The organism is Hymenobacter polaris (assembly GCF_012927305.1).
In the GTDB taxonomy this organism is placed as follows: domain Bacteria; phylum Bacteroidota; class Bacteroidia; order Cytophagales; family Hymenobacteraceae; genus Hymenobacter; species Hymenobacter polaris.
In genome coordinates this window covers 2,248,663-2,273,954 of the sequence record NZ_JABBGH010000001.1, presented here as the reverse complement: position 1 = coordinate 2,273,954, position 25,292 = coordinate 2,248,663, and the positions used below count along the sequence as shown (strand labels likewise).

Annotated in this window: 18 protein-coding genes and 1 tRNA gene; 12 read left to right on the top strand and 7 right to left on the bottom strand. The window is 64.5% G+C overall.

What is annotated here, in order from left to right; all coding sequences use genetic code 11:
- The first annotated feature begins 94 nt into the window (after window positions 1-94).
- Window positions 95-1,285, top strand: coding sequence for a phosphoglycerate kinase (locus HHL22_RS09620; protein WP_169530760.1), 1,191 nt, complete (start codon window positions 95-97; stop codon window positions 1,283-1,285).
- Between the two features lie 191 nt (window positions 1,286-1,476).
- On the top strand, window positions 1,477-2,241 hold the full coding sequence (locus tag HHL22_RS09615) for a hypothetical protein (RefSeq protein ID WP_169530759.1): 765 nt from the start codon (window positions 1,477-1,479) through the stop codon (window positions 2,239-2,241).
- 189 nt (window positions 2,242-2,430) lie between these two features.
- On the opposite strand, the gene HHL22_RS09610 is transcribed toward HHL22_RS09615, so the two are convergent.
- From HHL22_RS09610 to HHL22_RS09595, 4 genes are all read right to left on the bottom strand, one after another.
- Window positions 2,431-2,784 (bottom strand): hypothetical protein, encoded by a 354-nt coding sequence (locus tag HHL22_RS09610; protein ID WP_169530758.1) that lies wholly within the window; start codon window positions 2,782-2,784, stop codon window positions 2,431-2,433.
- Window positions 2,785-2,937: 153 nt separating this feature from the next.
- Entirely contained in the window at window positions 2,938-3,591 is a 654-nt protein-coding gene (locus HHL22_RS09605) for a hypothetical protein (protein WP_169530757.1), read from the bottom strand.
- 202 nt (window positions 3,592-3,793) lie between these two features.
- Window positions 3,794-5,059 carry a site-2 protease family protein gene (locus HHL22_RS09600; RefSeq protein ID WP_169530756.1) on the bottom strand — a complete coding sequence of 422 codons (1,266 nt, stop codon included), beginning with the start codon at window positions 5,057-5,059 and terminating at the stop codon, window positions 3,794-3,796.
- A complete protein-coding gene (locus HHL22_RS09595; protein WP_169530755.1) occupies window positions 5,019-5,681 on the bottom strand; it encodes an HAD family hydrolase in 663 nt (220 codons plus the stop codon). Before HHL22_RS09595 ends, HHL22_RS09600 begins: the two co-directional genes overlap by 41 nt.
- A gap of 139 nt (window positions 5,682-5,820) precedes the next feature.
- Here HHL22_RS09595 and HHL22_RS09590 point away from each other — a divergent pair.
- Window positions 5,821-5,894 (top strand) — tRNA-Ile (locus HHL22_RS09590).
- Window positions 5,895-6,147: 253 nt separating this feature from the next.
- Here HHL22_RS09590 and HHL22_RS09585 read toward each other — a convergent pair.
- Window positions 6,148-6,300, bottom strand: coding sequence for a hypothetical protein (locus tag HHL22_RS09585; protein ID WP_169530754.1), 153 nt, complete (start codon window positions 6,298-6,300; stop codon window positions 6,148-6,150).
- 199 nt (window positions 6,301-6,499) lie between these two features.
- Between HHL22_RS09585 and HHL22_RS09580 the strand changes: the two genes are divergently transcribed.
- Window positions 6,500-7,000, top strand: a complete 501-nt coding sequence (locus HHL22_RS09580) for a hypothetical protein (RefSeq protein ID WP_169530753.1) — start codon at window positions 6,500-6,502, stop codon at window positions 6,998-7,000.
- Between the two features lie 649 nt (window positions 7,001-7,649).
- On the opposite strand, the gene HHL22_RS09575 is transcribed toward HHL22_RS09580, so the two are convergent.
- Window positions 7,650-10,673: an ATP-binding protein gene (locus HHL22_RS09575; protein ID WP_169530752.1), complete on the bottom strand. Its 3,024-nt coding sequence runs from the start codon at window positions 10,671-10,673 to the stop codon at window positions 7,650-7,652.
- 403 nt (window positions 10,674-11,076) lie between these two features.
- Here HHL22_RS09575 and HHL22_RS09570 point away from each other — a divergent pair, with 403 nt between their 5' ends.
- The 8 genes from HHL22_RS09570 to HHL22_RS09535 all read left to right on the top strand — a co-directional run bounded on the left by HHL22_RS09570 (window position 11,077) and on the right by HHL22_RS09535 (window position 24,022).
- On the top strand, window positions 11,077-12,570 hold the full coding sequence (locus tag HHL22_RS09570) for a hypothetical protein (RefSeq protein WP_169530751.1): 1,494 nt from the start codon (window positions 11,077-11,079) through the stop codon (window positions 12,568-12,570).
- A 176-nt stretch (window positions 12,571-12,746) separates the two neighbouring features.
- Window positions 12,747-13,130: a hypothetical protein gene (locus tag HHL22_RS09565; RefSeq protein WP_169530750.1), complete on the top strand. Its 384-nt coding sequence runs from the start codon at window positions 12,747-12,749 to the stop codon at window positions 13,128-13,130.
- 103 nt (window positions 13,131-13,233) lie between these two features.
- Window positions 13,234-13,629, top strand: a complete 396-nt coding sequence (locus tag HHL22_RS09560) for a hypothetical protein (protein WP_169530749.1) — start codon at window positions 13,234-13,236, stop codon at window positions 13,627-13,629.
- Between the two features lie 119 nt (window positions 13,630-13,748).
- Window positions 13,749-17,369: a hypothetical protein gene (locus HHL22_RS09555; protein ID WP_169530748.1), complete on the top strand. Its 3,621-nt coding sequence runs from the start codon at window positions 13,749-13,751 to the stop codon at window positions 17,367-17,369.
- Window positions 17,366-20,902, top strand: a complete 3,537-nt coding sequence (locus HHL22_RS09550) for a hypothetical protein (protein WP_169530747.1) — start codon at window positions 17,366-17,368, stop codon at window positions 20,900-20,902. The genes HHL22_RS09555 and HHL22_RS09550 overlap by 4 nt, the downstream gene beginning before the upstream one ends.
- A gap of 112 nt (window positions 20,903-21,014) precedes the next feature.
- A complete protein-coding gene (locus HHL22_RS09545; RefSeq protein ID WP_169530746.1) occupies window positions 21,015-21,827 on the top strand; it encodes a peptidoglycan-binding domain-containing protein in 813 nt (270 codons plus the stop codon).
- An 81-nt stretch (window positions 21,828-21,908) separates the two neighbouring features.
- The gene (locus tag HHL22_RS09540; RefSeq protein ID WP_169530745.1) at window positions 21,909-22,124 is read left to right on the top strand and encodes a hypothetical protein; all 216 of its coding nucleotides are present in this window, start codon (window positions 21,909-21,911) and stop codon (window positions 22,122-22,124) included.
- Window positions 22,125-22,333: 209 nt separating this feature from the next.
- Window positions 22,334-24,022, top strand: a complete 1,689-nt coding sequence (locus HHL22_RS09535) for an esterase/lipase family protein (RefSeq protein ID WP_169530744.1) — start codon at window positions 22,334-22,336, stop codon at window positions 24,020-24,022.
- 403 nt (window positions 24,023-24,425) lie between these two features.
- On the opposite strand, the gene HHL22_RS09530 is transcribed toward HHL22_RS09535, so the two are convergent.
- Entirely contained in the window at window positions 24,426-25,169 is a 744-nt protein-coding gene (locus tag HHL22_RS09530) for a porin family protein (RefSeq protein WP_169530743.1), read from the bottom strand.
- Between the last annotated feature and the right edge of the window lie 123 nt (window positions 25,170-25,292).

The following is a 25,292-nucleotide window of genomic DNA, read 5'->3' as shown; positions in this document are numbered from 1 at the left end:
AGGCTCGCAATGACAGGCGTTCGGTGGATAGGCCGCTACTTTGCGCCGCCAAACCCGTACACCCGTTTACCTAACCACTTAACCGCTTCCGGAAGTGAACACCATTCCCAACTACAACTTCGCCGGCCACCGCGCCGTGGTGCGCGTCGATTTTAACGTGCCGCTCGACAAGGACCTGCACATCACCGACGATACCCGCATCCGGGCCGCTACGCCTACCATCCGCAAGATTCTGAGCGACGGCGGCGCGGTGGTGCTGCTCTCGCACCTGGGCCGGCCCAAGGGGGGCTACGAAAAGAAGTTCTCGCTCGAAACCCTGCTGCCGCGCCTGCGCCAGGAGTACGGGCGCGACGTGAAGTGGGGCGGCGATGTGCTGAGCGACGAGGCCCTAGCCCAGGCGCAGGCCCTGCAGCCCGGCGAGGTGCTGCTGCTCGACAACGTGCGCTTTTACAAGGAAGAAGAAGCGGGCGACGAGCAATTTGCGCAAAAGCTGGCCCGCCTCGGCGACGTGTACGTGAACGATGCCTTCGGCGCCGCGCACCGCCGCCACGCCTCCACGGCCGCGATGGCCCACTACTTCGCCCCGCAAGACCGCGTGGCCGGCCTGCTACTGCAAGGCGAAATCGACAACGCCCGGAAAGTGCTTGAAAACCCCGAGCGCCCATTCACCGCCATTATGGGCGGGGCCAAGATTTCCGATAAAATCGATATCATCGAGCGCCTGCTCGACAAGGTGGATAACCTGCTCATTGGGGGCGGCATGGCCTACACCTTTGCCGTGGCTCTGGATGGCACCGTGGGTGCCTCGCTGCTCGAAGCCGACAAGGTGCCCCTGGCTAAGGAGTTGATGGACAAGGCTAAAGCCAAGGGCGTGAACCTGGTGCTGCCCGGCGACAGCCTTGTCGCCACCAAGTTTGCCAACGACGCCGACGTGGACGTGGCCCCCACCACCGCCATCCCGGAAACCTGGATGGGCCTCGACCTGGGCCCCGACGCCCGCGAGCAGTTTGCCGACATCATCCTGAACTCCAAAACTATTCTCTGGAACGGGCCGATGGGCGTGTTTGAGATGAGCAACTTCAGCCTGGGCACCGAGTACGTGGCCCGCGCTGTGGCCGAAGCCACCGAGGCCGGCGCCTACTCTCTCATCGGCGGGGGCGACTCGGCCGCCGCCGTGCAGCAGCTCGGCTACGCCAACCGCGTGAGCTACATCTCGACGGGCGGCGGCGCGCTGCTCGAATTTATGGAAGGTAAGGAGCTGCCCGGCGTGGCGGCCCTAGGGTAAATAGATTAAAAAAGGCCGTCCTACTGAGCTTGTCGAAGCATCTCTACTACGCCGCATTGTTCGGGAGAGATGCTTCGACAAGCTCAGCAAGACGGCCTTTTTTCTCTCCTTCTAGTTGCTTGCTTTACAACCTCGCGCGGCCCTAGGGAGTATAGCCGGGGAAAGTTCTTCTGACCAAAATTCCCTTTCCGATGACTGACCGCGAAGAGGCCTACGCCAAAATGGCCCGCCAGCTCTACCGAGTGCTCACCGACCAGCGCCCCCAGTGGGAAGCCCGCAACCCGGACATGCTGGCCGAGTTTGACCAGCTAAACAGCTACCTGCAAGCCATGGATGAAGTGGCTGCCCGCCAGGGTGGCGTGGCCGGCGCCGACTACACCGACGCCCGCGACCAGGCCGAGCACGCGGCTGAAGAGGCTGCCGGCCGCATTGTGCGCGGCCTGCGCGCCCTCAACCAGAGCGTGCCTAATCCCGCCATCGCCACCGCTGCCGGCTACACCCCCGACCAGCTCGACCCCAAGTACGGCCCCGAGCTGCTGGGTGCCCTCAATGAGATTGCCGCCGCGGCCGAAGGTGTGCGCCCCCTGCTGGCCAACCAAGGCGTGACGGACGAGCAGATTGATGCCCTCACCAGCGCCATCAGCCTCTACACGCCGCTGTCGGAAATTCCGAATGGCACTCAGAGCCAGGGCGGCAAGCTCAGCGGCACTGCCCGCGAGCTAACCAAAAACCTGCGCACCGTGGTGAAGCATTTCGACCAGTTTATTGATACCCTGCGCGGCGAGATTCCGGGTCTGGTAGAGCGTTACGATGAAGCCCGCGAAGCCGGTGACCCCAACTACGTAAAGAACAGCACTGGCATCGGCCGCAACAACGGCGGCGACGGCTCGGATGGCGGCATTGGCAAAGAAGCTGCCGGCGACGCCTACGGCCCCGAGCCCAAGCCCTTCCAATAGGACCACTGATTAGCGCGGATTTTAGCGGATTTCACGGATTTTGTGGACGGTTAAAATCCGCGTGATGGGCAGTAGTTTGAGGTAAGATATACACATAAAAGGCCACCCAATTGGGTGGCCCTTTGCGTGCAGATAAGCACAGGTGAGCTATTTTGGAATCGTCTACAGAATCCGTAAAATCCGCGTTAATCAGTGATTTGCTTGGGTTTCCAGGGTGTGCAGGAGCTCGTCGGCGGCTTTCTCGATGTCGTGGTAGCCTTGCTGGGCGGCGCGCTCCTTGGCGGCAATCAGGCCGTCGCGGTGCACGGTTTTGAAGTCACCGTAGGGAAATTTGTAGCGGCCTTTGGTGTCTTCGCCCAGGCTGGTGTCCTCGCCAAGGTGCCACTTGGCATAGTCAGCAATTTCGTGGCTCTTCAAGTAGCTGTTTTCCTGGCTGGTGCCGGGGTTGTGCTGGCCCCAGTGGCCCTGGTCGTTCTTGATTTTACCGTCTTTGATGAGCCCCTTGGCAAACGTTACGGCGGCGTGATTTAGCTTAATGCTCATGGCGCGTAGGGAAAAGGTGCACCGGAGATACGCACTGAATTGCCCCTGGGGTTATGGCCGAGCTAACCCCGCCCACTCTGGCCAAGCCCGCGCCGCTAACGCAGCACTACTCAGCGCATTCCCAAAATCCGTTGAATCCGTTAGCTCTGCGGTCTAATTTACATAGGGCGCCTCCAGCTTCTGGCCCATGCTGCGCAGGCCGCGGCCGGGCAGGCGGCCCGTAAGGCGCGTGGCCAGGGCCTGAGCCTCGGCGGTGCTCAGCACATCAAGCTCGTGTAGCCAGGCCAGACGGCGCAGCTGCGGCTCAATGATGCCTAGGGGATTGATGGGGGCGTACTCGCGGCGCAGGTAGCTCTTGGTGTGGCTCTGGGCCTGCTGCACGAAGCGCTGCAGCAAGCGGCGGTCGCGCGGGTGGTTGGCCAGCACCACGTGCAGGTGGGCAGTGTGCACGATGGCCTGGTGCCACCAATTGTGCCAGGCATAAAGCAGGCCCGCCCCTAGGGCCGCGCCCAGCACCAAAGCCAACATCCAAAAGTTTTCGGGCAGCGGCCGGCCGCCTTGATAGCCCACGTCATACTGCACGCGGGCCACGTTGCCGGCCAGCCACAGCACGCCCACGGCCAGCCAGCGCAAGCCCCGCGCCGGCACGGCCTTGCGGTATTCTAGGCGCAGGGGCAGCAGTTCCTCGTACGGAATTTCCACCGCCAAATCGGCCTGCCCCCGCCCATCGTGCTGGCTAACGTAGAGGCCATGCTCGCGCAGGGCAAGGAGCGTAGTGCGGGTAAGCTGGCGTTGCTGAAACTTCATGCGAATACCCAAAGATACGCTTGGCGGCAGCGGGCAGATGCGGAAAACGCGGCGATATAGGAAATGTGAAAATGCCCGCCTAAAGCGACCAGCCGAGTGCGAGAGGCGCGCGAAAGGGCTACTCGGCCACCCAGGCTAGGGCGGGCTCGCCGCGTGGGTAGCCCGTTGCTTAGTTAGTGCGCCGTGGGCCCGCACCCCTTCCTTAAATTGCTACAAACGGCGAAGGTGCGAAGCACAGGATAAACAGCCCTACCGTGGCCCAGCCCAGCACCTGGCGGCCTAGGTTGAGGGGGCGGTCGTCGGGCGCAGCGGGGTGGTAGATGCCCGACAGGCGCCCCAGCAGCAGCCCAAACAGCAGCCAGCCCGGCTGCCCCAGCGTGCCCGGCCACAGGCTAGTAATGGCGATTTGGCCCAGCCACACGGCCGCCCCCACGGCCAGCCCCCAGGCCGGGCGCGGCAGCAGGCGCCAGAAAACCAGCCCCAGGTAAGCCGCGTAGGGCACGCCCCCGTAGAGCCACATGTGCCAGCCACTGCGCACCGAAAACAGCCCTAGGCCCGCGTAGAAGATAAAAGCCACGAACAAGACCGCCGACAGCCGCCCCGCCCGGCGCGGCCCCAGCAGTCCGTACAGCAGGTGGCCGCCGTCGAGCTGGCCAATGGGCAGCAGGTTAAGGGCCGTAAAAAATAAGCTCAGCTCGCCGGCTAGTAGCAGTGGGTAGTGCAGCAGCTGGTTGGGCGGCGGCAGGCGGTGCGGGTCGGCAAATAGGCGCTCTAGCAGCTGGTAGAGCAGCGGGTGGGCCAGCGTAAAGCTGGGGGCCGGGTAGTGGCGCAGCCAGCGCGTTTGCACTAGCAAGTACTCCGCCGGGTCGGGCAGGGTGGCAAAGGCGTAGGCCAGTAGCGGCACGGCCACCGCCAGCCCCGCCAGCGGCCCGGCAATGCCAATATCAAAAAACTGGCGCCGCGAGAAAATGCGCTCCTTGATGCGAATAACCGCCCCAAACGTGCCAATGCCCAGCGGCACCGGCAAGAAGAACGGCAGCGTAGTGCGCACCCGGTTGCGCCGCGCCACGAAGTAGTGTCCAAACTCGTGTACCCCCAGCACGCCCACAAACGGCAGCGCATACCCTAGGGCCCAGCGTAGCTGCACCCAGCGCTCAGTGGCGGGCAGGCCCAGCAAATCGAGCGGCAGCCAGTCGTCGCCCAGCGTGCCACGCATCAGCCCCAGGCCCGCCACCACGGTGCTAGCCAGCGTCAGCAAAAACAAGCCTAGGTGCAGGGCGTAGCGCCAGCCGGGTTGCAGCGGCGGCCGCTCGTAGCGCCAGAAGCGCTGCCGCGCCCAGGCCAGGCGGGTAGGGGCGGGCGGTTCTGCCTCGGCCGCATCGGCCGGCCAGCCCCCTAAAGGGTTATTGCTGGGCAGGTAGTCGGGGTCAGGCCGCGGGGGCGGCGGGGTATTCCAGGGGAAAGACACGCAGGGCTTCGGGCAGGGCAGTGGTGAGGGTAAGGGGCGGGGCCAGGTGCAGCACCCGTAGCCCCAGGCGGCGAGCCGTGGCCACGTGCTGCGGGCTGTCCTCGATGAATAACGTATCGGCCGGCTGCCAGTTCATTTCGCGCAGCGCGTGTTGGAATATCTCCGCGCCCGGCTTGCGTAGCCCCACCTGCTGCGAGTAAAACACCCGGTCGAGGCAATCGGCAATGCCGTTCTTAAACCCATACTGCTGGGCCAGCCGGCGGTTTATTTCGGCAATGTGCAGCTCGTTGGTATTGCTGAGCAGGGCCGTGGCGTGACCGCGCCGTCGTAGCTCGCCCAGCAGCGCCAGCCGCTCGGCGGGTACGTCGAGCAGCAAGGCATTCCAGGCCGCGTCAATTTCGGCATCGCTGGCATCCAGGTCGTAAGCAGCCCGCAGCGCCGCCCGAAACTCGCCCGGCGTCGTCTGGCCGGTCTCGAAGAGGTCAAACAGCTCGGCCTGGGCTGTTTGACTGTACTCGGCCGCTTGGCCGCGCCGGCTCAGGCGGGCAAAAGCAGCCGGCGTGCGAGCAATATCCAAGTCGATAAGGACGCCGCCAAAATCGAAAAGCAAGTTGGGAAGCATGGGGTAGCAAGCGGGCCGCCTAGGGAGTAGGCCCGCGCAAAGGTCGCGCCTACCCGATGCCCGCGCCACTAAAACTGCACACGCAATTGCGCCTGCTATCGTAACTTCGTGCCGTCGGCTGCCCCTGGGGCTAGCTGCCGGGCCTATAGCTCAATCGGTTAGAGCAGCTGACTCATAATCAGCAGGTCCTTGGTTCGATTCCAAGTGGGCCCACGAAAACCCTGTTTCTAGTGCAGAAACGGGGTTTTTATTTTTCAAGGGTACATGTAGGGATTCACACCCTAGCAATTAGCTTACTTGCTTATAGTCTTCAACAACTTGCTTTAAAGCCAGTCGGGTAAAAAGTGGCCGGCCTGCACCTTTGCCCAGACCACGGATTTGTAGTTGCCAGCTCTACCTAATGGTAAAAGCCCCGCGTTCCTCAAATTTGAGGGTGCGGGGCTTTTTCATGCTGGCGGCTCTGTAGTCAGTTCAGCAGCTTGGTAGCATTGTGGGCGTTGGTGGCCCGTTGCGTAGGAGTGCCGTTGATATGCAGCGTAACTTTTACCAGCCCCCGTTCCTGCTCGGCGGTTAGGGCGGTGCGTTGCAACTTCGGGGTTACGAACTCGGCTAGCTTCATGTAGGCATCTATAGCAATCCTTGCTGGTCAAACCATCAAGCTGGGCGACCAGCTTTACCGCATTGGCCCCGCCTAGGGCAGCGGTACTGACTTCGCGAGCGGCAGCGATGGCTGTGTTGGCGCTGTCGGTAGGGTTGCCGCTGGTGCCGGTTTCGTAGGGCATACCGTTGTTTTTTATTGTTCTTTATTATTTACTGTTATGAAAACAAGCTATTTGTGGCTGGCAATGCTTTGCTTCAGCCTTTTTGCTTTCCGCCCCTCAGCTTGGGTGCAAGTCAATTTAGATAACCGCGTTTCGGTACTGTTGCCCTCGCAGCCACAGGCAGCGCCCATGCCCGAACCTGTGAAGGTGCTATCTGCAAAAGATACAGTAGGCACCTATATCGTTATGACTTCTCCACTAGGGGCTGATTTTCAAGGCGAGCAGCGCAAGCAGTATTACGATTCCGTTGTTAATGGTGTGCTAGAGCAGGGAAAGGGAAAGCTGGCCGGACGTTCCACTTTTACCCTGAATGGGTACAGTGGTGTTGACTTTGCTGCTAGCATCACGCGGCCAGATAACGGGCAAAGTATGCTCATCTTTGCCCGTTGCCTGATAGTTGATAAGAAAGCTTACGTTCTGCAATTCATACCGGCCAGCGGTACGAAGAACGGGGAAGCTCTGAGTAAACCGTTTCTGACTTCGTTAACCTTGCACTAGCAAGCTCTATACTATTTGCAGTGCGCGAGCCAGCCAGACGCCTAGGGGGCGCGGTCATACACTATTGCGCCTTCCTAACCACTGTATTTTACGGCGAAATACGGTTAGCTTATTGGGCGGGTGGCTAGGGTTTGCTTGCCCACTAAGGGGGGCCACTGCTTAACCCGTGCCACGTAAGATTCCACTTAATAATAAGGTCGGAAAAGCCTATCATTTCTGATTGAGCGCAGCTAAAGACTTACTATAAATCAACCTGTTTTAAGGTAGACGCGAGCAACCCGCATTATTAGCGGCTATTTCGCAAAATGTCAGCATTTGTCAGCATCAGGCCGCCTTGCCCACGGGCGCGAGCCAGGGATACAGCACGGGCGTAACTGGGTGCGGGTGGGTGTGTAGGGTTTGGCTGGTGGCTAGCTCGCGGTAGCGGGCCCGCGCCTGTTGGTAGGTGGCCTACTCTCTCAACACATACTTTAACTTCAACCGCCGCCACGCTGCCCTGGGCTACCGCTCCCCGTCCCAGTTCAAACGCGACTCTCAAATCAGTATATCTTAGCCCCCTGTCTGTTTTTACTGAACCACCCTAGGCCTTTGTACAATTTCTTAAGAGGTGTACAAACGTTGCGGCAGTGCGAAAATGTAAGGTGTACTATTATACAGACTTCGTTGCTCTACCGTGCCGCGGTGTGCTGCTGGGCGCGTAGCCAAAGTGGCGCGAGAAGCTGGTAGAAAAATTGGCGGGGTTGCTGTAGCCTACCTGGTAGGCGGCCTCCGCCACCGTGGCCGTGCCGCTGGTCAGCAGTTCGTGGGCGCGTTGCAGCCTTATCAACCGGATAAAATCACCGGGCGCCTGGTCGGTAAGCGCCTTGAGCTTGCGGTGCAGCTGGGTTCGGCTCAGGCCTAGCTCCCGGGCCAGAATTTCCACGTTCAAGGTTTCGTCGGCCAGAAAGCGCTCGACGGCTTGGCGCAACTTGGCCAGAAATGCCTGCTCTGGCGAGGGTGGGCCGGGTAGGGGAGGGCTAGCTACGCCGCGGCGGTAAGCGTCTTGCAGCTGCTGGCGCCCGTGCACCAGGTTGCGCAGCTGGGCCAGCAACTCGGCGCGCTGGAAGGGCTTGGTCAGGTAGGCATCGGCGCCGGTATCCAGGCCCTGGAGCTTGCTGGGCAGGTCGGCCTTGGCGGTGAGCAACACCACCGGAATATGGCTGGTGCGCTCGTCCTGCTTCAGCGTCCGGCACACGCCGTAGCCATCGAGGCGGGGCATCATGGCATCGGTCAGCACCAGGTCGGGGAGCTGCTCTACGGCCAGGGCAACCCCTAGGGCCCCATTCTCCGCTTCCAGCAGCTGATAATCGGTTGCCAGGATAGTGCGCAGGTAGGCGCGCATGTCCGCGTTATCTTCCAGTAGCAGCAACAGCGGGGCTTCCGAGGGCGGGGCGGGGGGCCGCTTTGCTTCTACAAGCGGCGCCGCCACGGGCACTGCTGGCCCGGCGGCCGGTGCTGGCGCAGGGGCGTTGCTGGCGGCCAGCGGCAGCCAAACCACGGCGGTGGTACCCTGCCCTACCTCGCTGGCCAGCGCAATAGTGCCGTCGTGCAGCTCCACCAGCTCCTTGGTCAGCGCCAGGCCAATGCCGGTGCCCTCTTGCTCGCGGGTGCTGGAGCCGTCGGTTTGGTAAAACCTGTTGAAGACATGCGGCAGCTGCTCGGGCGCGATGCCGCTACCCGTATCGCGCACCGTCAGCTCTACCCACCCGGGCCTGGTGGACCCTAGGGGTGTTTGCCCGCGCAGCTGCACTGCTACCGTGCCGGCGGGCGGCGTAAACTTAAAGGCATTAGCGAGCAGGTTGACCACCACTTTTTCCAGCTTATCGGCGTCAAACTCGGCGTGTAGCGCGGGCGGGTCGGCTTCGAAGGTGTAGCCAACGCCCCGCTGCTGCGCCAGCGACTCGAACGAGCCGGCCAGCCCGCGCACAAAGCTCGTTACGTCGCCTGGCGCGGGGTGCAGCACCTGCTGGCCCGCTTCGAGGCGGCTCAGGTCGAGCAGCTGGTTGATGAGGTGCAGCAGGCGCTGGGCATTGCGCTGCACCAGCTTGGCCTGCTGGCGGGTAGCCGGCTCGCGGGTGGAACTGGCAATGTGGGCGGCCGGGCCGAGCATGAGCGTGAGCGGGGTGCGGAACTCGTGGGTGATATTGGTGAAGAAGCGCGTCTTTTCCCGGTCCAGCGCCCGCAGGCGGTCGGCCTGGGCAAGTATCTCGTCGCGCTGCGCCGCCAGGGTGTGGTTCTGGCGGCTGATTTCTACCGTGCGTGCGTGCACGGTGGCTTCCAGGCGTTCGTTTTGGGCGCTGATGAGCTGCCGGCGCTCGGTTTCCTGGGCTAGGTTTCGGGCCGACAGCTGCTCGACGTGTTGCAGCTGCACCTCCAGGCTGCGGCGCGTGGCGGCAAACTCGCGGGCCAGGTACACCGACATGCAAATTGGCAGCATCAAGCCGCACAGCTGGATAGTGAGCTGGGCCGCCAAAAACTCGGCGCTATCCAGCCGGTGAATGAAGTGAAACGCACTGCTGGCGGTGAACGGCACGAGCATTGCCCCCAGCGTGCCCACGATGAGCAAGCCCACCCCAGGCTGGTGCCGCCACAGCGCCAGCCCCAGCACCCGCAGCATGTCGAGCCAGGCGAGGATAAAGACGCCCAGCACCACGGGCGGCACCTGGTTGCCATCCGTGGGGTGGGCTAGCCACCAGGCCAGCTGCCCCACGCTCGTCAGGGCCAGCAGCCCCAGCCAGGCCCGGGGCAGGCGGGTGCGGCTGATGGCGTAAAAGAACACCAGCAGCAAGCCAATGCTTACCGACGCCCCCACCTGAAACCCCAGCTGCATCCACCAACGAGCGCTTTCGGCCGAGAAGGTAGCGCGCAAAAACACCATCAAAAAGGTGCCGGCCGCCGCGGCCATCGAGAGGCTGAAGTACAGGTTGGCGCGCTGCGAGCGGTAGTACAAGAACAGGCAGAGGTGCAGCACGGCCAGCACCAGCGCGCTAGTAATGGTAATCAGGCTGAGGGTATCGGAGCGCGCCTGGCGCACGCGCTCGGCCACCAGCCGCTCGGCCGGGGCTACCCACAGGCCTAGCCCCCCGTAGGGCAGGGGCCAGGCGCTGAACTTGGCGTAGCGCACGGCCAGCAGGTGCGGGCCGGGCTGGGCCAGCATAAAGGGCAGCAGGCAGTAGCGCGGGCGCACGGCCTTGGTAGTGGCGGCCGAGGCGCCAAGCTGGCCATAGCGGCCCAGCAGGTGGCCATCCAGGTAAACTTCGGAAGCTCCATCCTGCGCGATGAACAGCCCCAGCGGCGTGCCCAGTAAGGCCGAATCGAGGGTGAAGCGCAGCCTAAAGCAGCCGGTGCCGCGCCAGCCCGGCGGGCCTGCTCCAAACAAAAAGCCGGGGCTAGCCAGCAGCCAGGTGAGGTCGGGGGTGGCGGGGCTGGCCCAGCCGCGGGGCGCGCCCGGCCGGTAGCGCCACCGAACACCCCCTAGGGGCTGCATAGCCTCGGCCTGCACCTGGGCGGCCTGCAGGTGCACCAACGCGCTGTCGGGCGACGCTGATACGACGGCCGCCCTAGGGGTGGGCCCGGCGAGGGCGGCTAGCCCGCTGAGCAGGCAGCCTAGGGCGGCAAAGCAGCGAATAGTCATCGGCAGTGGCGCAGCAAAGGTGGCACAAAGGATAACGCAGCCGGGGAAGCCCGCACTGCCCAAGGTACAACGTGTTTGCTTGACTGTGTTGCGGTTATCAATTAAATATCCCCATTGCTGTCGAGCTAAAGTTTTAAAAATGCCGGCGCGTGACTTTTGCAAACACCTTTGCAACCACCGCAAAAAAAACGGTCACTTTCGCACATGTTTTTGCAACGTGCGCAAATGCTGCGCGGAGTGGCGTCCGCTTCCTTTGCAACGGTTTCAGCGCCCTTGCTGCTGCCAGCTGCGGCGGCTTTTAGGCGGCAGTAGCGCGGGGCCCGCCAGCAGCTAGGTTGCCTTGCTGCGGCGCCCTAGGGCTTACGGCCACTTCCAGCACACCTACTTAGAAAGGAGCAGTACCATGTCAGCACAAGTGCGGCGCCTCCCATTCAACGACGAAGAAATCGGGATGGGCGTCAACAGCGAGTCGGGGCTGGCCGTGGGCACGGCCCTCGATAACTTCACCGTGCAGGAAGAGTCCACCGCGTCCGGCCAGGAGGTATCGGCGGCGATTAAGATTATCAACTCGCACGAAGAGCTGATGGACAGCCTCGACTTGTCCTTCGAGGCGCAGGGCCGGTACGGTTTCTACAGCGCGTCGGCCAAGGCAGCCTTTGCCGAGTCGTCACATTACAATTCGACCTCCACGTTTTTGGTGGCGCGCTGCATTGTGCAAAACCCGTTTCGGCGCGGCCGCAACTGGCGCGTGCAACCCACCGCGCAAGCCCTGCTGGACGCGGTGCGCTTCGACGAGTTCAAGACGGCTTTCGGCGACAGCTTCGTGCGGGGCCTGCAAACTGGGGGCGAGTTTTATTCGGTCATCCGCATCACCTCGGTTTCGTCCACTACGCAGTCCGAGCTATCGGCTGCGCTGGAAGCCGAAATGAACGGCCTGGTGGCCGCGGGGTCGTTTAAAGGCCAGTTCCAGCAGGCCAACTCCAGCAGCAACACCAGGTCGGAGTTCTCGTCAACGCTGTTTCAGCGCGCCGGCAGCGGCGCCCAAAGCGCCGTCGTCATTGACATTGGGGAAGTGCTGGCGCGCTACAAGAACTTTCCCGACATCGCCCAAACCAGCGCCTTCGCCTACGAAACGGAAGTGGCGACGTACGACACGCTGCCGCTGCCCATTCCCACTCCGGAAGAACAGGCAGATTTCTTGCTTGCGCTGCGCGATGCCCGCGAGAAAAAGCTGCGCTACATCCAGGTGCGCAATGACCTGGAGTTTGCGCTGCAACACCCCGAGTTCTTCCAGGCCCTGCCCGCCCCTGAGGTGCTGCTAAGTGCTGCCGCCGGGTACACCAAGCTCCTGAACGCCGTTATCGACTACGCGGTGAAGCTTTCCCGCGGGCTTATTACCCCGCCGCAGGTATTCGACCCGAGCCAGGTGGTGCCCGCCCTGGCCGCGCCCGCGCCCATTCCGCTGCAGCGGGTGGTGGTGCTCACGCCCCCCACCACGCCGGCGCCGCAGCTGGTAGCAATAGACCCGAGCCTGGATGACGTGCTGCTGGGCGGGCCGTGGCGCAGCGCAGCCGAGCTTAGCCTTATGTCGGAAGAGGACAAGCGCAATACCCTCATCGTGGAGCTAAGCAAGCATACCAGCCAGTCAGTAGCGCATTTCCAGGGCCTGCCAACCGACGCCCTGGTTGGCAGCGGGGCCATCGCGGTTTTTCTCCAGCAGGCGGGCATTCGGAGCCTGGCGGATATGCTGGCCATGACCGACGATGACCAACGCAACACCCTGATTGTGGAAAACAACCTCCACACGTCCATTTCCATCCCCGAGCTGCAGGCCATGGACAGCCAGAAGCTGGTGCAGGTGGGCAACACCTGGTTTGGCAAGCCGGTGGCAGCCTAGGCCCCTCCGCTAATCGGCGGGCGGCTATGGCGCGGCCGCGAACGCAGTAGCTCATTTACCGAAGCAACTGCCTGGTAAGACACTGTATTTCAGCTTTTGCAAGCTGTGCATGGTTGGTAGGCGCCACCCGCTGAGCAGCTTATTTTTTCACTTTTTAACCCTAAACCACGTTTGCTATGAGCGAATTTTCTGACCAATGGGCAGGCTGCATGCACAGCAGCGGGCTGCCCGTACCCGACGTTGAGGATGCCAACGAGGCGCTGGAAGTACTCGACAAAATACACTCGGCCTGGGAAAACGCAGGCGGCGAAGCCGAGCTAACGATTGGCGCCCTGCTGGCTACTGGGCTGCTTACGGTGGCCGGCGGGGCCGTGGTGCCCGTGCTGGAAGAAATCGTGACGGTAACCGTGGCCGCGTACCTCGGGGCCTGCATCGGCTGCCTGGGGTCGGTGGCTTATGACAGCCTGAAAAGCCTGTTTGCTAGCGGGCAGCTGCCCGCCTTCGTAGTAGCCGAGCTGGAAAGCCAAGGGGTTGACATTCAGAACGAAGCCGTGGCCTAGAGGTGGGCGCTAGTCACCATCAGCGGCGGCTAGCGCCCACTTGGTTGGGATGGGGGTTGGCTCAGCAGCAATGCTTTAAGTAATCTACTTACTCAGAAAATACATGGCCTTACTTGATATAACCGACCCGAACGACTCGTCGGTGCGCGGCGGCTTGAGCAACCCCGACCCCCTCAACTGGAACGAGGTAGTGGGAGGTGGCTTCCTCAATCTTACCCTCGACGAGTACACTTCCTCCGAAGACGTAGCCACGCTCTTCGACCTCAGCCCGCCACCTTCCTTCAACGGCCCCTACCTGGTGTGGGGCGAGCTTGACCAGGATACGGGCGCGCTCGCCTTGTTTCTGGCTACCGCTACCGGCGACCGCAGCCAGCCCTTTGCCCGGCTCGAGGGCTTCAGGCCCGCCATCGACGGCTCGGGCGGGGCCGCCCAGGGCAGTGGGTCGCTCACGCGCAGCAGCAAGCTGCCCCCGGCCATTGGCTGGGCGCTGAACCCGTGAGGAGCCGGAGCGGCAACCGCAGCATGTACGCCTGGGAGGACCGCCAATGCGCGCGGTCCTCCTAGGGGTAAGGTGCCGCCCTCTTACAGCAGTAGCACCCTCAACCCAGGCCAAAGACCATGAGCCAGCCCGACCTGTTTTTGCTAAGTAGGCCCGACGACTTGGTGACGCTCGGCGTGCAGTTCGTGGGGTTTCGCCCCGTGCTGGCCAACGCCGCCGGCCAGCCCCCCACGCTGGTAGCGCAAAGCGACGCCGCGCGGATTGTGCTGAGCTTTCCGCCGCAAGCCCTGGCCGAGGAGAAATACACGCTGCGAGGCGCTACCGACCGGCGCGGGGCCAGGCTGAGCAACCCGAGCCACCTCACGTTTGCGCTGCCGGCCAACACCTCGGTTGCGCTCAGCGCGCAGGGCGTGCTGGCGGCGCTGGCGCAGGCGGGCCAGGTGGCTGGCCCCGCCGAGGCCAACGCCATGCTGCTGGAGCTACCCTGGCGCCTGAGCATGGCGGTGCAGGCCCCGGCGGGCAACAGCGTGGTGGCCGACTACGCGCCCTTGCCCATTACCTCCGCGGCGGGCGTAGCGGGGCTGTGGCAGCTGCGTTTGCGCGCCCGCAGTGCGCCACCCGGCAGCGCGGGGCTGGCCCTGCTGCCGCTGAGCGCGGGAGCCGATGAGGCGGGATTGGACACCGCTCCGCTGTCGTATGCCGACCGGCAGGCCATCGTGAGCGCGCAGGCCAACGGGCTGGCGGCCGTGCAGCGCCTGGAGTTGAGTGCCCTAGGGGGCTCGCTGGCCGCCCGGCTGCAGCAGCCGGCCCTGCAATGGGCGCACGAAACGACCCTAGGCCGCGACCGCAAGGTGCTGATAACCATGGGCGGTATCCTGTACCCCTTCGGCCACCGCGCCGAGTACTCCGTAGTGGCCGAACGCACCTTCGACGCCTCGGGCTCGCAGGCCGTGGCGGGCCTGCTGCGGCAGCAATTGCTCGTGGTGACGGAGCCTGTCCGCTCCTTTGCCGAGGGCGACGCGGCCCTCGTACGCCAGTTTCCCTTTCACGAAGTGGAGTTGCTGACCCGCAGCTACAGCGACCTAGCCCTGCCGCAGCAAGCGGCGGCCCCCGGCGACTGGCAGCTGCTCAGCCGCAAGCCCTATCCGCCTGACAATTTAAAAGCCCAGCTAAGCGAGCTGACCGCGCAGGCAGAAACCCTAGGCAACACGCTCACCCAGCGGCTCGCCGACCTGCCGCAAACGCCGCAGCAGCTGCTGGACCTCGGCTACGGGTCGGCGCCGGCTCTCCAGGAAGCCCAAGCCAATCTGGCGCTGTACGACCCGGCTGGCTTGCTCGCCCAGCAGCGGGCCATCGACCGGCAGCTAGACGCGCTGCGGCCCCGCCCGCGGCCTACTACTAGGCCCCCGTCAAGGCCTAGGCGCCCGCTTTCGCCCGATGAGTTGGGTGATGGAAGTGACCAAAACGGGGACGACCAAAACGGTGACCCCGGCAACACCTATACGCCTACCTACTCGCAGGAATATTACGACCTGCTGGCCACGCGCCCTTCCAACCAAGCCATTCAGGAAGCCCAGCAAAAACACGATTTTTACGCGCAGCAGGTAGCGCAGCTGCAAGCCGCGGTGCAGCAAGAATTTGCGGCCATTCCGCGCAGCATGCAGCAGCTGGCGGCCAGCGGCGACGCCGACGCAACCCAGTACCTAGCGCTGCAAGGCCAGATTGGCAGCCTGCAAGCGGTACTGGCGCAAATAGCCGCCGCCGCGCAACAGACGGAGCCGCTCTACTTCGTGCCTCACACAGCCGCGGGCTCGCCCGTGCAGTTTGCGCTGCGCTGCGCAGCGGCCAATGGCGACGTGCACTTCTCAACACCGCTGCTGTTCGTGCGCGACGTGCACTACGAGGCCACGCAATACTTTCCCGCCTTCGCTTCGCTCATAGACGCTGACGTGGCCGGCCGGCTGGCTGCTACCTGGGCCAGCACGGGCGATGATAACGCTGCGCCCGCGGCCGATATGGCGGCCGCGGCCGTAGGGCCCCCGCCGGCGGGGGCCCTAGCCCCTCGGGCGGCCGCGGCGTTGGCGCCGCTAGCCCGCGTCGCTGCGCGCCGCCAGCCCCTGCCCGGCGTGCCGATAGACTTGATACGCAGCGCCAATCGGCTGGCGGGCGACATCCACGAGGTGCATGCGCTGAGCATTGCCGCCGTGCAGTACGCCAACGGATTTTGGCCCAGCCTCGCGCAGTTTGAGGTGGAACTGCCGGCCGTGCGCACGCTGCTGCCCGAGCAGAGTAAGCGCGTCGCGCTGGCCTATGCCGACGAGTTTCTGCACGTGGGCGACCAGGCGGCCGTGCCGCTGGCGCTGGTTGACAAATTAGTAGTTGACTTCACCAGGCAAGCCGACCGCTCGGGCGGGCTGGTCGCGCCCAAGTTCACGGCCGACGGCATTTCGCGCACGCTGGGGCTGGTGCCCACCGGGGCCCTGCCGCTGCCAGCGGGGCTGCCCGACCTGGCTACGCTATACGCGGGGGCCACGCTGCTGGGCTTTCCGCTGGGCGAGGTTATCAACCTGGCCGAGACGACGGCCAGGAACCTCCCGCTTTCGCCGGCTATCGTGCCGCTGCTGCTGGCCGGGCAGCCGCCCGGCGTGCAAATGGAATGGCCGGGCTTGCCGCTCAAGAGCTACGGGCCGCTGAAAACTACCGACGCCACCACGCTCGACCTGCACGTGGAGCTGTCGCCGCTCAAAACCGAAACCACCTGCACGGTAGAAAACATTTCGGTGGTGCTGCCTCCCACCGGCACGCCCTTCCTGACGCTCACTTTCGAGTCGCTGGTATTCAAGCAGGAAAACGGCAAGGCGCCCGACCTGAAAATCAGCAAGCCCAAGGTAGAGTTTGAGGGCGCGCTCAAGCTGTTGCGGGTGTTGCAGGAGAAATTGCAGCAGCTGCTGGACCTGGGCGACAGCGGCCCAACGGTAGAAGTCACTTCGGTGGGCCTCACGGCTAGCTACACGTTTGCCGTGCCCAGCGTGCAGATGGGCGGCTTTCTGCTGCGCAACATTGCCTTTCGCACGGCCGTTGAGGTGCCGTTTGATGGGCGGCCGGTAACGGTCGGCATCTCCTTTGCCCGGCGCGACAATCCCTTCAACCTCAGCGTGCTTTTGTTTGGCGGCGGGGGCTACATCGACCTGCTGCTCGGGCCCGCCGGCCTGCTGCGCCTGGAGGCGTCGATGGAATTTGGGGCCGCCGTGGCCGTCGATTTTCTGGTGGCGTCGGGCGAGGTGCACGCGCTGGGCGGCGTGCGCTACGTGCAGCGCGGCGCCGACATCGAAGTGGATGGCTACCTGCGCTTTGGCGGCAGCGTGCAGGTGCTCGGCCTGGTGTCGGTGTCGGTCGAGCTGGTGCTGACGCTCCACTACGACTCGGAGCTTGACAAGCTGTGGGGCCAGGCCACGCTCGTGCTGGAAATCAACCTGCTGCTGTACGCCGACTCGGTAGAGCTCGACAGCGGCCCGTGGGTGCTGTACGATGGCCCCGACAACCCCCTAGGGGTTTCCGCCGACCCGGCACCAGCTAGCCGCCGGGTGCCAGGGCCGCCCCCGGCCGGCCTGGCCCCGGCGGCCCCGGTGGCGGAGGGCTTGGCCCCTAGGGTACTTCCGCCCGCTTTTCTCGCTGCGGCCAGCGCCGCCGAAGCCGACCTCCAAACCTGGCAAACCTACCAAGCAGCCTTTGCCCCATGAACCCAACTCCAACCCTAACCAGCGAGCTGCTCTGGATTGCCGTGCCAGGGGGCCTTACCAATAGCAACGGCGCTCAGCTCGCGGTGCTGCGGGTGCTGGTGGTGCCGCGCCTCCAGGGCAGCTCGCTGGCCAGCGAAGGCCTGGCCACCTGGCCGCCGCCGGGCCTGGCCACGGCCACCCTCGCCGTTGAGTTTGGCCCCGATGCCCAGCACCCCGCGCCGCCGGTGCTGGTGGCCCCGCCCCACGTGCAGGCCCAGCCGGGCCTGTGGGAAGCCTTTTTTGGCCCCGATACTCCCTTGCAGCCGGCCAGGCAACCCGCTGCGCCGGCCTCGGTTACCGTGGCCGATACGGGGGCGCAAGCGGCGGCTATCAACGCGACCTTTAGCGCGGCGGCGGCCACCAAGATTACCGCCGACCCCGCCAGCCACGCGGCGCTCGACCAAGTGGTGCGCGAGCAGCTGCGGGCTAAGTGGAGCGACGATACCCCGCCCCTTGCGGCGGCGCCCATCGGGCCCGCGCCCGCCGCTGCGCCGGTCGATTTTCACCGCGCTATTTCCTTGCTTCGGGAGCACCCGGCCGTGTTGCGGGCCCTAGGCCTCATTATCGAGCTGCGGCTGCCCGTGGCCCAGCTGCCGGCCAACCTGGCGGTGGGCGTGGTGCGGGTGCGCTGGCCCGATGCGCCCGCCGCGCCCGCCCTGCCCGCCATCATTTCCCCGTGGACGCGGTACGAGCTTAGCCTGGCGGGCCAAAGCTTTTGGCCCGCTGCCACGCCATCCATCAGCGCTGGCCTGGTGAAGCTGACCGACGACGACCCCGCCAAGCAGCAGCGCTGGGAAGTGGTGACCGTGGACGTGGACGCCGGTGCCCAGCGGCTGCGCGCGGCCGCCCAAACCCTGGCCCCCGCCGACGCGGCCCCCGCTGAGGCGCGCCCCTTAACCGAGCAGCCCCGCCCCGCGGCGCTGCCCGCGCTGCGCACGGCGGGGCTGCAGCTGGTGCGGCGCGGGCGGCAGCAGGATTTTGACGCGCGCCAGCAGACGGCCGCAGCCAACGGGCCGCGCCCGTCCATGAGCACTGCCGAGTTGACCGCCGATGACCTGGTGCTGGGCTACCGCATCGACATTAATCGGGGCGGCGAATGGCGCTCGCTGCACGCCCGGGCGGCTACCTACCGGGCGGGCGGCCTCACCGTGACCACGGAGCAGCCCTTCGAGGAAGGCCACCTCAAAGCCCAGGCGGCCGTGCGCGGCCCCGATGGCACCCTGCGCACCGACGAAGTGGTGGCGCGCTGGAATGGCTGGAGCCTGGCCGTGCCGCCGCCCCTGGCCGCCGGCGCCAGCCAGCTCCCGCCCACGCGCCGCGCCGGCGCGCTGCCCTTTGATTTCGACTTCGATTTCAGCGTCAAAAATGGGTCGTTGCCGCGGCTCCAGTTTACGGAGGCGTACCAGATGCGGGCGCGCATCGCCGACATTGCGGGCGGCGGGCTCGACTTGCTCGACCCGGCCGCCGCTCGCTACGCCACGGCCCGCGTCATCTACCGGCGCTACGAGCCCGTAGCCTCGCCCGAGCTGCGCTTACCCGATGGCGTGCCCCTAACCGGCCTAGGGCCGGGCGAAGCCGTTGACCTGCTGGTTATTCGCAGCGACCCGGCCGGCGACCAGCCTAGCCAGGCGGCGGCCTTTCTAGCCCAAAACCCCGCGTATAAGCCAACGGCCAGCCGCGTGTTGCTGCCCCCGGCCGTGGCGCTGGGACTGGCCCAGCAGCACCCCGGCGCGCAGCTGGGCGCCGATGCCGCCACCCTGGCAGCCCTGCGGCAGGCCGCCGCTCCCAACGGCGCCGACGGGTCGTTATTTGCCAGCAACCTGGCTCTGCCCGACCCGGCCGGCGAGGGCATCGCGGCTTTTTCGCGCCCGGCGCCTGGCGCCGCGGCGCAAGAGCCGCTGCTGCACGGCTGGAGCGGGGCGTGGCCCACGCTGACTGCGGGCCAGCTCACGCTGCTGGAGGCGCCCGGCGCGGCGGCTACCGTGGCGTGGGTGGGCGAGCAGCTGACCGTGGCCCTCCCGGCGGCCGAGCAGCTGACCCTGGAGCTGTCCACGTTTCTGCGGGGCGATTTCCTCGACCACTTTGCCATCAAGGAGCAGCTGCCCAGCGAATCGGAAGCCACGGTGCTCCTCGGCCGCCACCCGCTCGTGACGCCCGCCCACGCCGTCCGCCTCGTGCACGCGGTGCGCCGCCCGTGCCAGCGGCCCGCCGGCACGCTGGTGGCCGCGCGCGAGCCGGGCCAACCCTTCGCGCTGCTACGCCCCAGCCCCCTAGGGGTGCATGGCAAGAGCACGACCAAGCTAGAGATAACTGCCGCCTGGACGGAGTACAGCGACGAAACTACCCGCAGCGTAGTGGCCGCGCCGGTGCAGGCCGTCGTCATCGGGCCCTACGATACGGCCCTGGGCGAGCCCCTGCGCCACGAGCTGGGCGACACTCGTCACCGCCTGGTCAGCTACACGCTCACCGCCGTCAGCCGCTTTCGGCAATTCTTTCAGGCCAACGAAGCCGACGAAGCCTTTTTGGTGAAAACGACGCTGCCAGCGGTGAGCGTACCCAGCTCGGCGCGTCCGCAGCCGCCCGTGGTGCGCTCGACGCGCCCCGCCTTTCACTGGGAGCAGGAAAGCCCGGCCACCGCTGGCTCGCCCCAAACCATTCGGCGGCGCCAGAGCCGGCTGCGGGTCGAGCTGGAGCGGCCCTGGTTTCAAACTGGGGAGGGCGAGCGGCTGGCCGTGGTAATAGGCCCAAGCAACCCGCCCGACCCCGCCGCGCAGCCCTTCCTCACGCAGGTGGGCGGCGACCCCATCTGGGACACGCCGCTGCCCGAGCAGTGGCCGACGCCGCAGGCGTTTGCCGCTACTGCGGGCGCGCCGGCCCAAGTGGCGACCGATGCGGGCGCCGCTACCGTGGTGGCGGTTCCCTACGAGGCGTGGTTTCACGACGACTGCTGGTACGCCGACATTGCGCTGCCCGCGGTAGCGGCCGCTTCCTACTGCCCCTTCGTGCAGCTGGCCGTGGCGCGTTATCAGCCCGATAGCCTAACCCAGCTTGAGCTCTCGGCCATTGTGCGCACCGAGCCGGTGCCCCTGCTGCCCGACCGCACGCTCACTGTAACGCAGCCCGAGGCCGAAACCGTTGAGGTGCTCCTAGAGGGCCTAGGGCCGGTGGGCCCGCAGCCCAACCGCGTAGACCTCATCGTGGAGCAGTGCGCACTGCCGCCCGAGGTGGCCGCCAGCGCTACCGAGCTGACCTGGCTAGCGGCTGCGTCCCCCGAAGTGCCCTCCTGGGTGCTGCAAGGCACGGTGAGCGGCCCACTCGGCACCCGCCTGCGCGCCGCGCTGCCCCCGGCCGCGCCCGGCAGTGCGCTGCGCGTGCGCGTGCGCGAGGTCGAGCGCATCAACCCCCCGGCCGGCGCAGCCGCCCAGCCCGGCACCGAAGCCGAGCTAACCGAACGCATGGTGTTTATGGATATAGTGCAGTTGCCATTGAAATGAATGTCTGATTATCAGGCAATAAGCAGCTAGATGAACTAACTGGTGGCCGTGAGTTGGCAGCGCGTTAGAAACGGCCCGCCAAATTTCCGGTAGTCAACCCCTTCTCTGAGCTATGTTACAATCTTCGCTCTTGGGCGCTAGCCCTGTCCTCACCGCCGTAGCCAACGGCGCCCAGCCTATCCAGCCATCCCTCGAACCGTCGGACGCGGTAGCGCGGGTGCAGCAGGCGCTTATCTGCCTCGACTTCGAGCTGCCGGTAGCGGGCATCGACGGCATTTTTGGCACCGAAACCGGGGCGGCCGTGGTTGCCTTTCGCACCAGCCGGGGACTATCGCTGGCGGCCCCCGTGCTAGACGCGGCGATGCTGGCGCAGCTCGACCTGGAAATAGCTTACTGCGAGTGCGTTAGTGGCGACCAGGTGCTCGACGAGCCCGCTGTATTGAGCAGAGACCCCTACTTCGGGGGTATTCTCGACATCCTGTACCCAGACCGCAGTATCCCGGACAAGATTCTCCGTTTCTTTGAGCTGTCCGACGAGTTTTGCCTGCCGCTGTCGCCGCTCTTTGGCCCCAAGGTAGCCAGCCTCTTGGGCCGGCTGGTCGAGCCAAAGTTTCAGCAGGACTACAACAAGCTTCAGGGGGCAGCGCCGGGCAGTGATTTTTTTGATTTAACCAACGAAGCCCAGACCTACACTAGTTTTTTGCGGACTTACAACCCGGCCGTGCCGGAAGCTACCATTGCCAGCACCGGCGCCAGCGTGCGGCCCGACATCCTGCGGCACCGCGGCGACCAGCCCGAATGGTACGAAATCAAGCCTTTGTCTCCCAGCGGGGTGGTGGAGTGGCTAAACAAAGCTCGAAAGTTGCGCAGCAATTACCAAGGTGCATTTCCTTACGTAGCCGGCCGGCAGTATACCCCTAGCTGAGAGATTGAGCTAGGCCGGTTCTGGACGCCGGAAGGGGAGCGCCTCCAGGTTTTTCTGGAGCCGAGGCGCCCGGCGCTGGGCATGGTGCTGTATCGAATTTGCCTGCGGGGCGACTACGTGCAGTACTTCAACCGGGTGCGGCTAGTGGCGGGCATCCTGGCCATCCTGGCGGCGCTGGCTCCCGAAATGCTGGCCGTTGGGGCCGCGGTGGGCGAAGTGGCCGCCTACGTGGAGCTGGTAACGGCGCTGGCTGCCAAGTACGGACTAGCACTTCCGGTCTTGCTGCCAGCCTTGTAAATGCGCCTGCGCTGCGGCCCTATTCAAGTAGCAGACAAAGGCCGCGTACGGGCTTTTCAGAGTAGGTATGGCCTAGGGCCAGCCGGGCAGCACGCGCCCACTACCTGGTAGCTATCGGCAAAGGCACTCACCCTCTGCTCTGGAATGGATGGGCTAAAAGTCAGCTGATTACGCAATAAGTTTTTCAAGCACGTTAACCTTCCTGCCCCATGTCCGATTCCACAACCGCGCCTGCGGCGGCGGCCGCCGACCCAGCCGCCGCGGCTGGCCCGCAGGCAAGCCGCCGCCTGGTGCCCCCGTATTATCCCATCGTGTACGTGCGGGGATACGCCATGACGGGCAGCGAGCGCGACGAAACCTTCCACGATGGCTACTACGGGTTTGCGGCTACCTCGGTGCGTAAGCGCCAGGGCCCGCCCGACCCGGACCGGTACCTGATTCCGGACGTGTTTGAGGGCCAGCTCATGCGGTTCATCAAGGACTTTGGCTACGCCGACGCCATCAACCGGGGCAACCGGGTCGAAAAACCCCCTAAGAATACCGTGTTTAACCCCTCGCGCAGCCTGTGGATTTCGCGCTTCTACGACCCCGACGTGCTGAGCCAGAAGCTGCGCGGCATCGAAGACCATGCCCGCGACCTGCAGCGGCTAATCTGCGATATTATTCCGGCCGAGCTGCGCGAAAGCGGCCTGGACCTGGGGCCCGACCAGCAGAACTACCGGGTCATCTTGCTGGCGCATTCGATGGGGGGGCTGGTGTGCCGCACGCTGCTGCAAAACCTGCTGCCCGCCGCGGGCCAAGACCCGGCCCGTTGGGTGCACCGCTTCGTGACGATGGCTACGCCGCACGGCGGCATCGACCTGGGCAGCCTGCCCGATGGCGTGGAGCAGTGGCTGGTGAACACGCTGAACCCCAACGACGCCAGTATCTTTGAGGAGGCGCGCATGCGGCAGTACCTACGGCTGCCCGACCCCCAGGAGCCGGTGCATAGCCTAGGCGGCCACTTCCCAGTAGCGCGTTGCCTGTGCCTGATTGGCTCCAACTACAAAGACTATGCGGTGGGGGCCAACCTGGTGCGCCGCGCCACTGGCTCGTTCAGCGATGGTCTGGTGAAGCAGAACAATGCCTATCTGGTAGACGGGCCGCGCCCCACCCAGGGCGACTACCCGCCCGAGCGCCGGGCATTCTACGCCAACGTGCACAAGTCGCACTCCGGCTACGAGGGCATTGTCAATTCGTATGAGAGTTGGGAAAACGTGCACCGCTTTCTGTTCGGCGATGTGCAGGCCGACATCAAGCTGGCCAACCTGGTGCTTGATACCCCGCCGCCGGCCCCTACTGAGCGGCTATTTTACGACGTAGAATATTCCTTTACCGTGCGGGGCACCAATACCAAGATGCACTGGCGGGCGCAATTTCCCTGCGAAAACGCCCTGCGCTTCGAGCGCCAGCAACTGGAAGGCGACCTTTTGCATCTGCACACCGCCTTTTTAAATACGGCCCTGCGGCCCGACTTGCCACCAGAGGCCGACCCCGCCGAGCGCGACCCTAGGGATAGCACGCGGACGGTATCCCGCTACCTCTACTTTCTGCTTACGCTGCGCGTAGTCGAATACCGGGTGCAGGAAGCCAGCGGTATACTGAACGCATTCAAACAGTGGGTCGGCATTGACTCGGGCTACGATGGCACGCCCGTGTATGCGGAGGCCCTCGAATTGCGCGTCGATGCCCTCACGTACGCCGTTTCCTACCGGTGGCTTTCCGACCCCGCTTCCACCGCCGGCTGGACCCCGGCCACCCAAACTAACGGGCCTGATGCCAACGACTACCACCTCCCGCTACGGGCCGGCGGCGCCCTCACGGGTGACTTTAGCCTGCACGCCCGCCGCTGGTCATAGCCAGCGGGCGTGGCCGTAAAGGCAGCCTTATTTGCCACCTACAGCAGTTTTGAGGTCCGTGTACGGTAGGGGCGGAGCTTGCCCCCGCCCGCCATTGAACGACGCAACTGCCGCTATTAGGGCAGGTGCAGGTAGTCAGGGGCGACGGCTCGTTTGCCGGGCTCTTTGCCGGCCACCTGCGCCAGTGCTATGGCCTACGGTCGGAAAAGCCGACGCACAGCGTGCTGAAAAAGCAGCGCTCAGCCACGCCAGGAATCGCTGGTTAGGCGAGCGCACCCTGGCGTGGCTGAGTGCCAACCGCCGCTTATAGAAAGAGGATGGTCGGTTGCTGAATCATGCAAATGCTTAGCTGCCATGGGCTAACATTCGGCGCATTCTTAAATTCTGCTAATTCGTACAGCTTCTAAGACTTAGGTCCAAAGAGGTAGGATGCTGCCAATTGAAAGCCGTAGTTGTGGATGACAGGGGCGGCAAACGTGTTGCCCGCGTTTGCCGCGTAGGCGGCCCCGATGTCGCGTAGGCCGTAGTTGAAGCTGAATTGCAGTTGCACCACTGGTAGCCCGTAGCCCACCCCGGCCTGCACGCCGTAGTCAAGCCTGCGGGAATAGTAATTGGTATCGCGGCTAGAGGTGGCATAGGTATCGCCCGCTACAACATTGCCCGCGAAGACACGACCATTGGACGGGCCACCGTAGCCCGCCGAGATGGCGCTGGTGTACTTGCCCCCTAGTAGAAATGCCAGGTAGGGCCCGGCAAACACCTGGAAGCCTTTGCCGTGGCCGTGCTCGCTATAAAGTAAGTTCACGGGCACGCTCAGGTAATCAAGCCGAAACTCGTAGTGCTGGTTGTAGTAATAGTTGTTAGGCTGGTAATAGGAGTTATCGTCGATGCGCGGGGTGCGGCGCACGTAGTGCACAGCCGGCTGTAAGGAGAATAAGTTGCCTAAGTCAACTTGCGCCACTAGGCCCGCTGTGAAGCCAGAGCCAAACTTGCCGGAGGTGCTAATGTAGCTGGGGTAGTCGGCAACGTGATAGGTGGCGGAAGAGAGGGTGTAGCCGCCCTGCGGGCCGAAGCGAAACTGAGTCTGCGCCTGCGCCGCCAGGCTAGTTAAGCTTAGTAAGGCTAGGGTTGGTAAAGGGTGTTTCATAAGGGGAGGAAATAGGAAAGGAAAATAAACACAACGGTCCCTGCCTGGGGGCAGGGTGGCTAGAAATCGCGCTCGTTCTTGACTTTGCCGGCCATTGTGAAGTCTAGATTGCGTAGGAAGCAA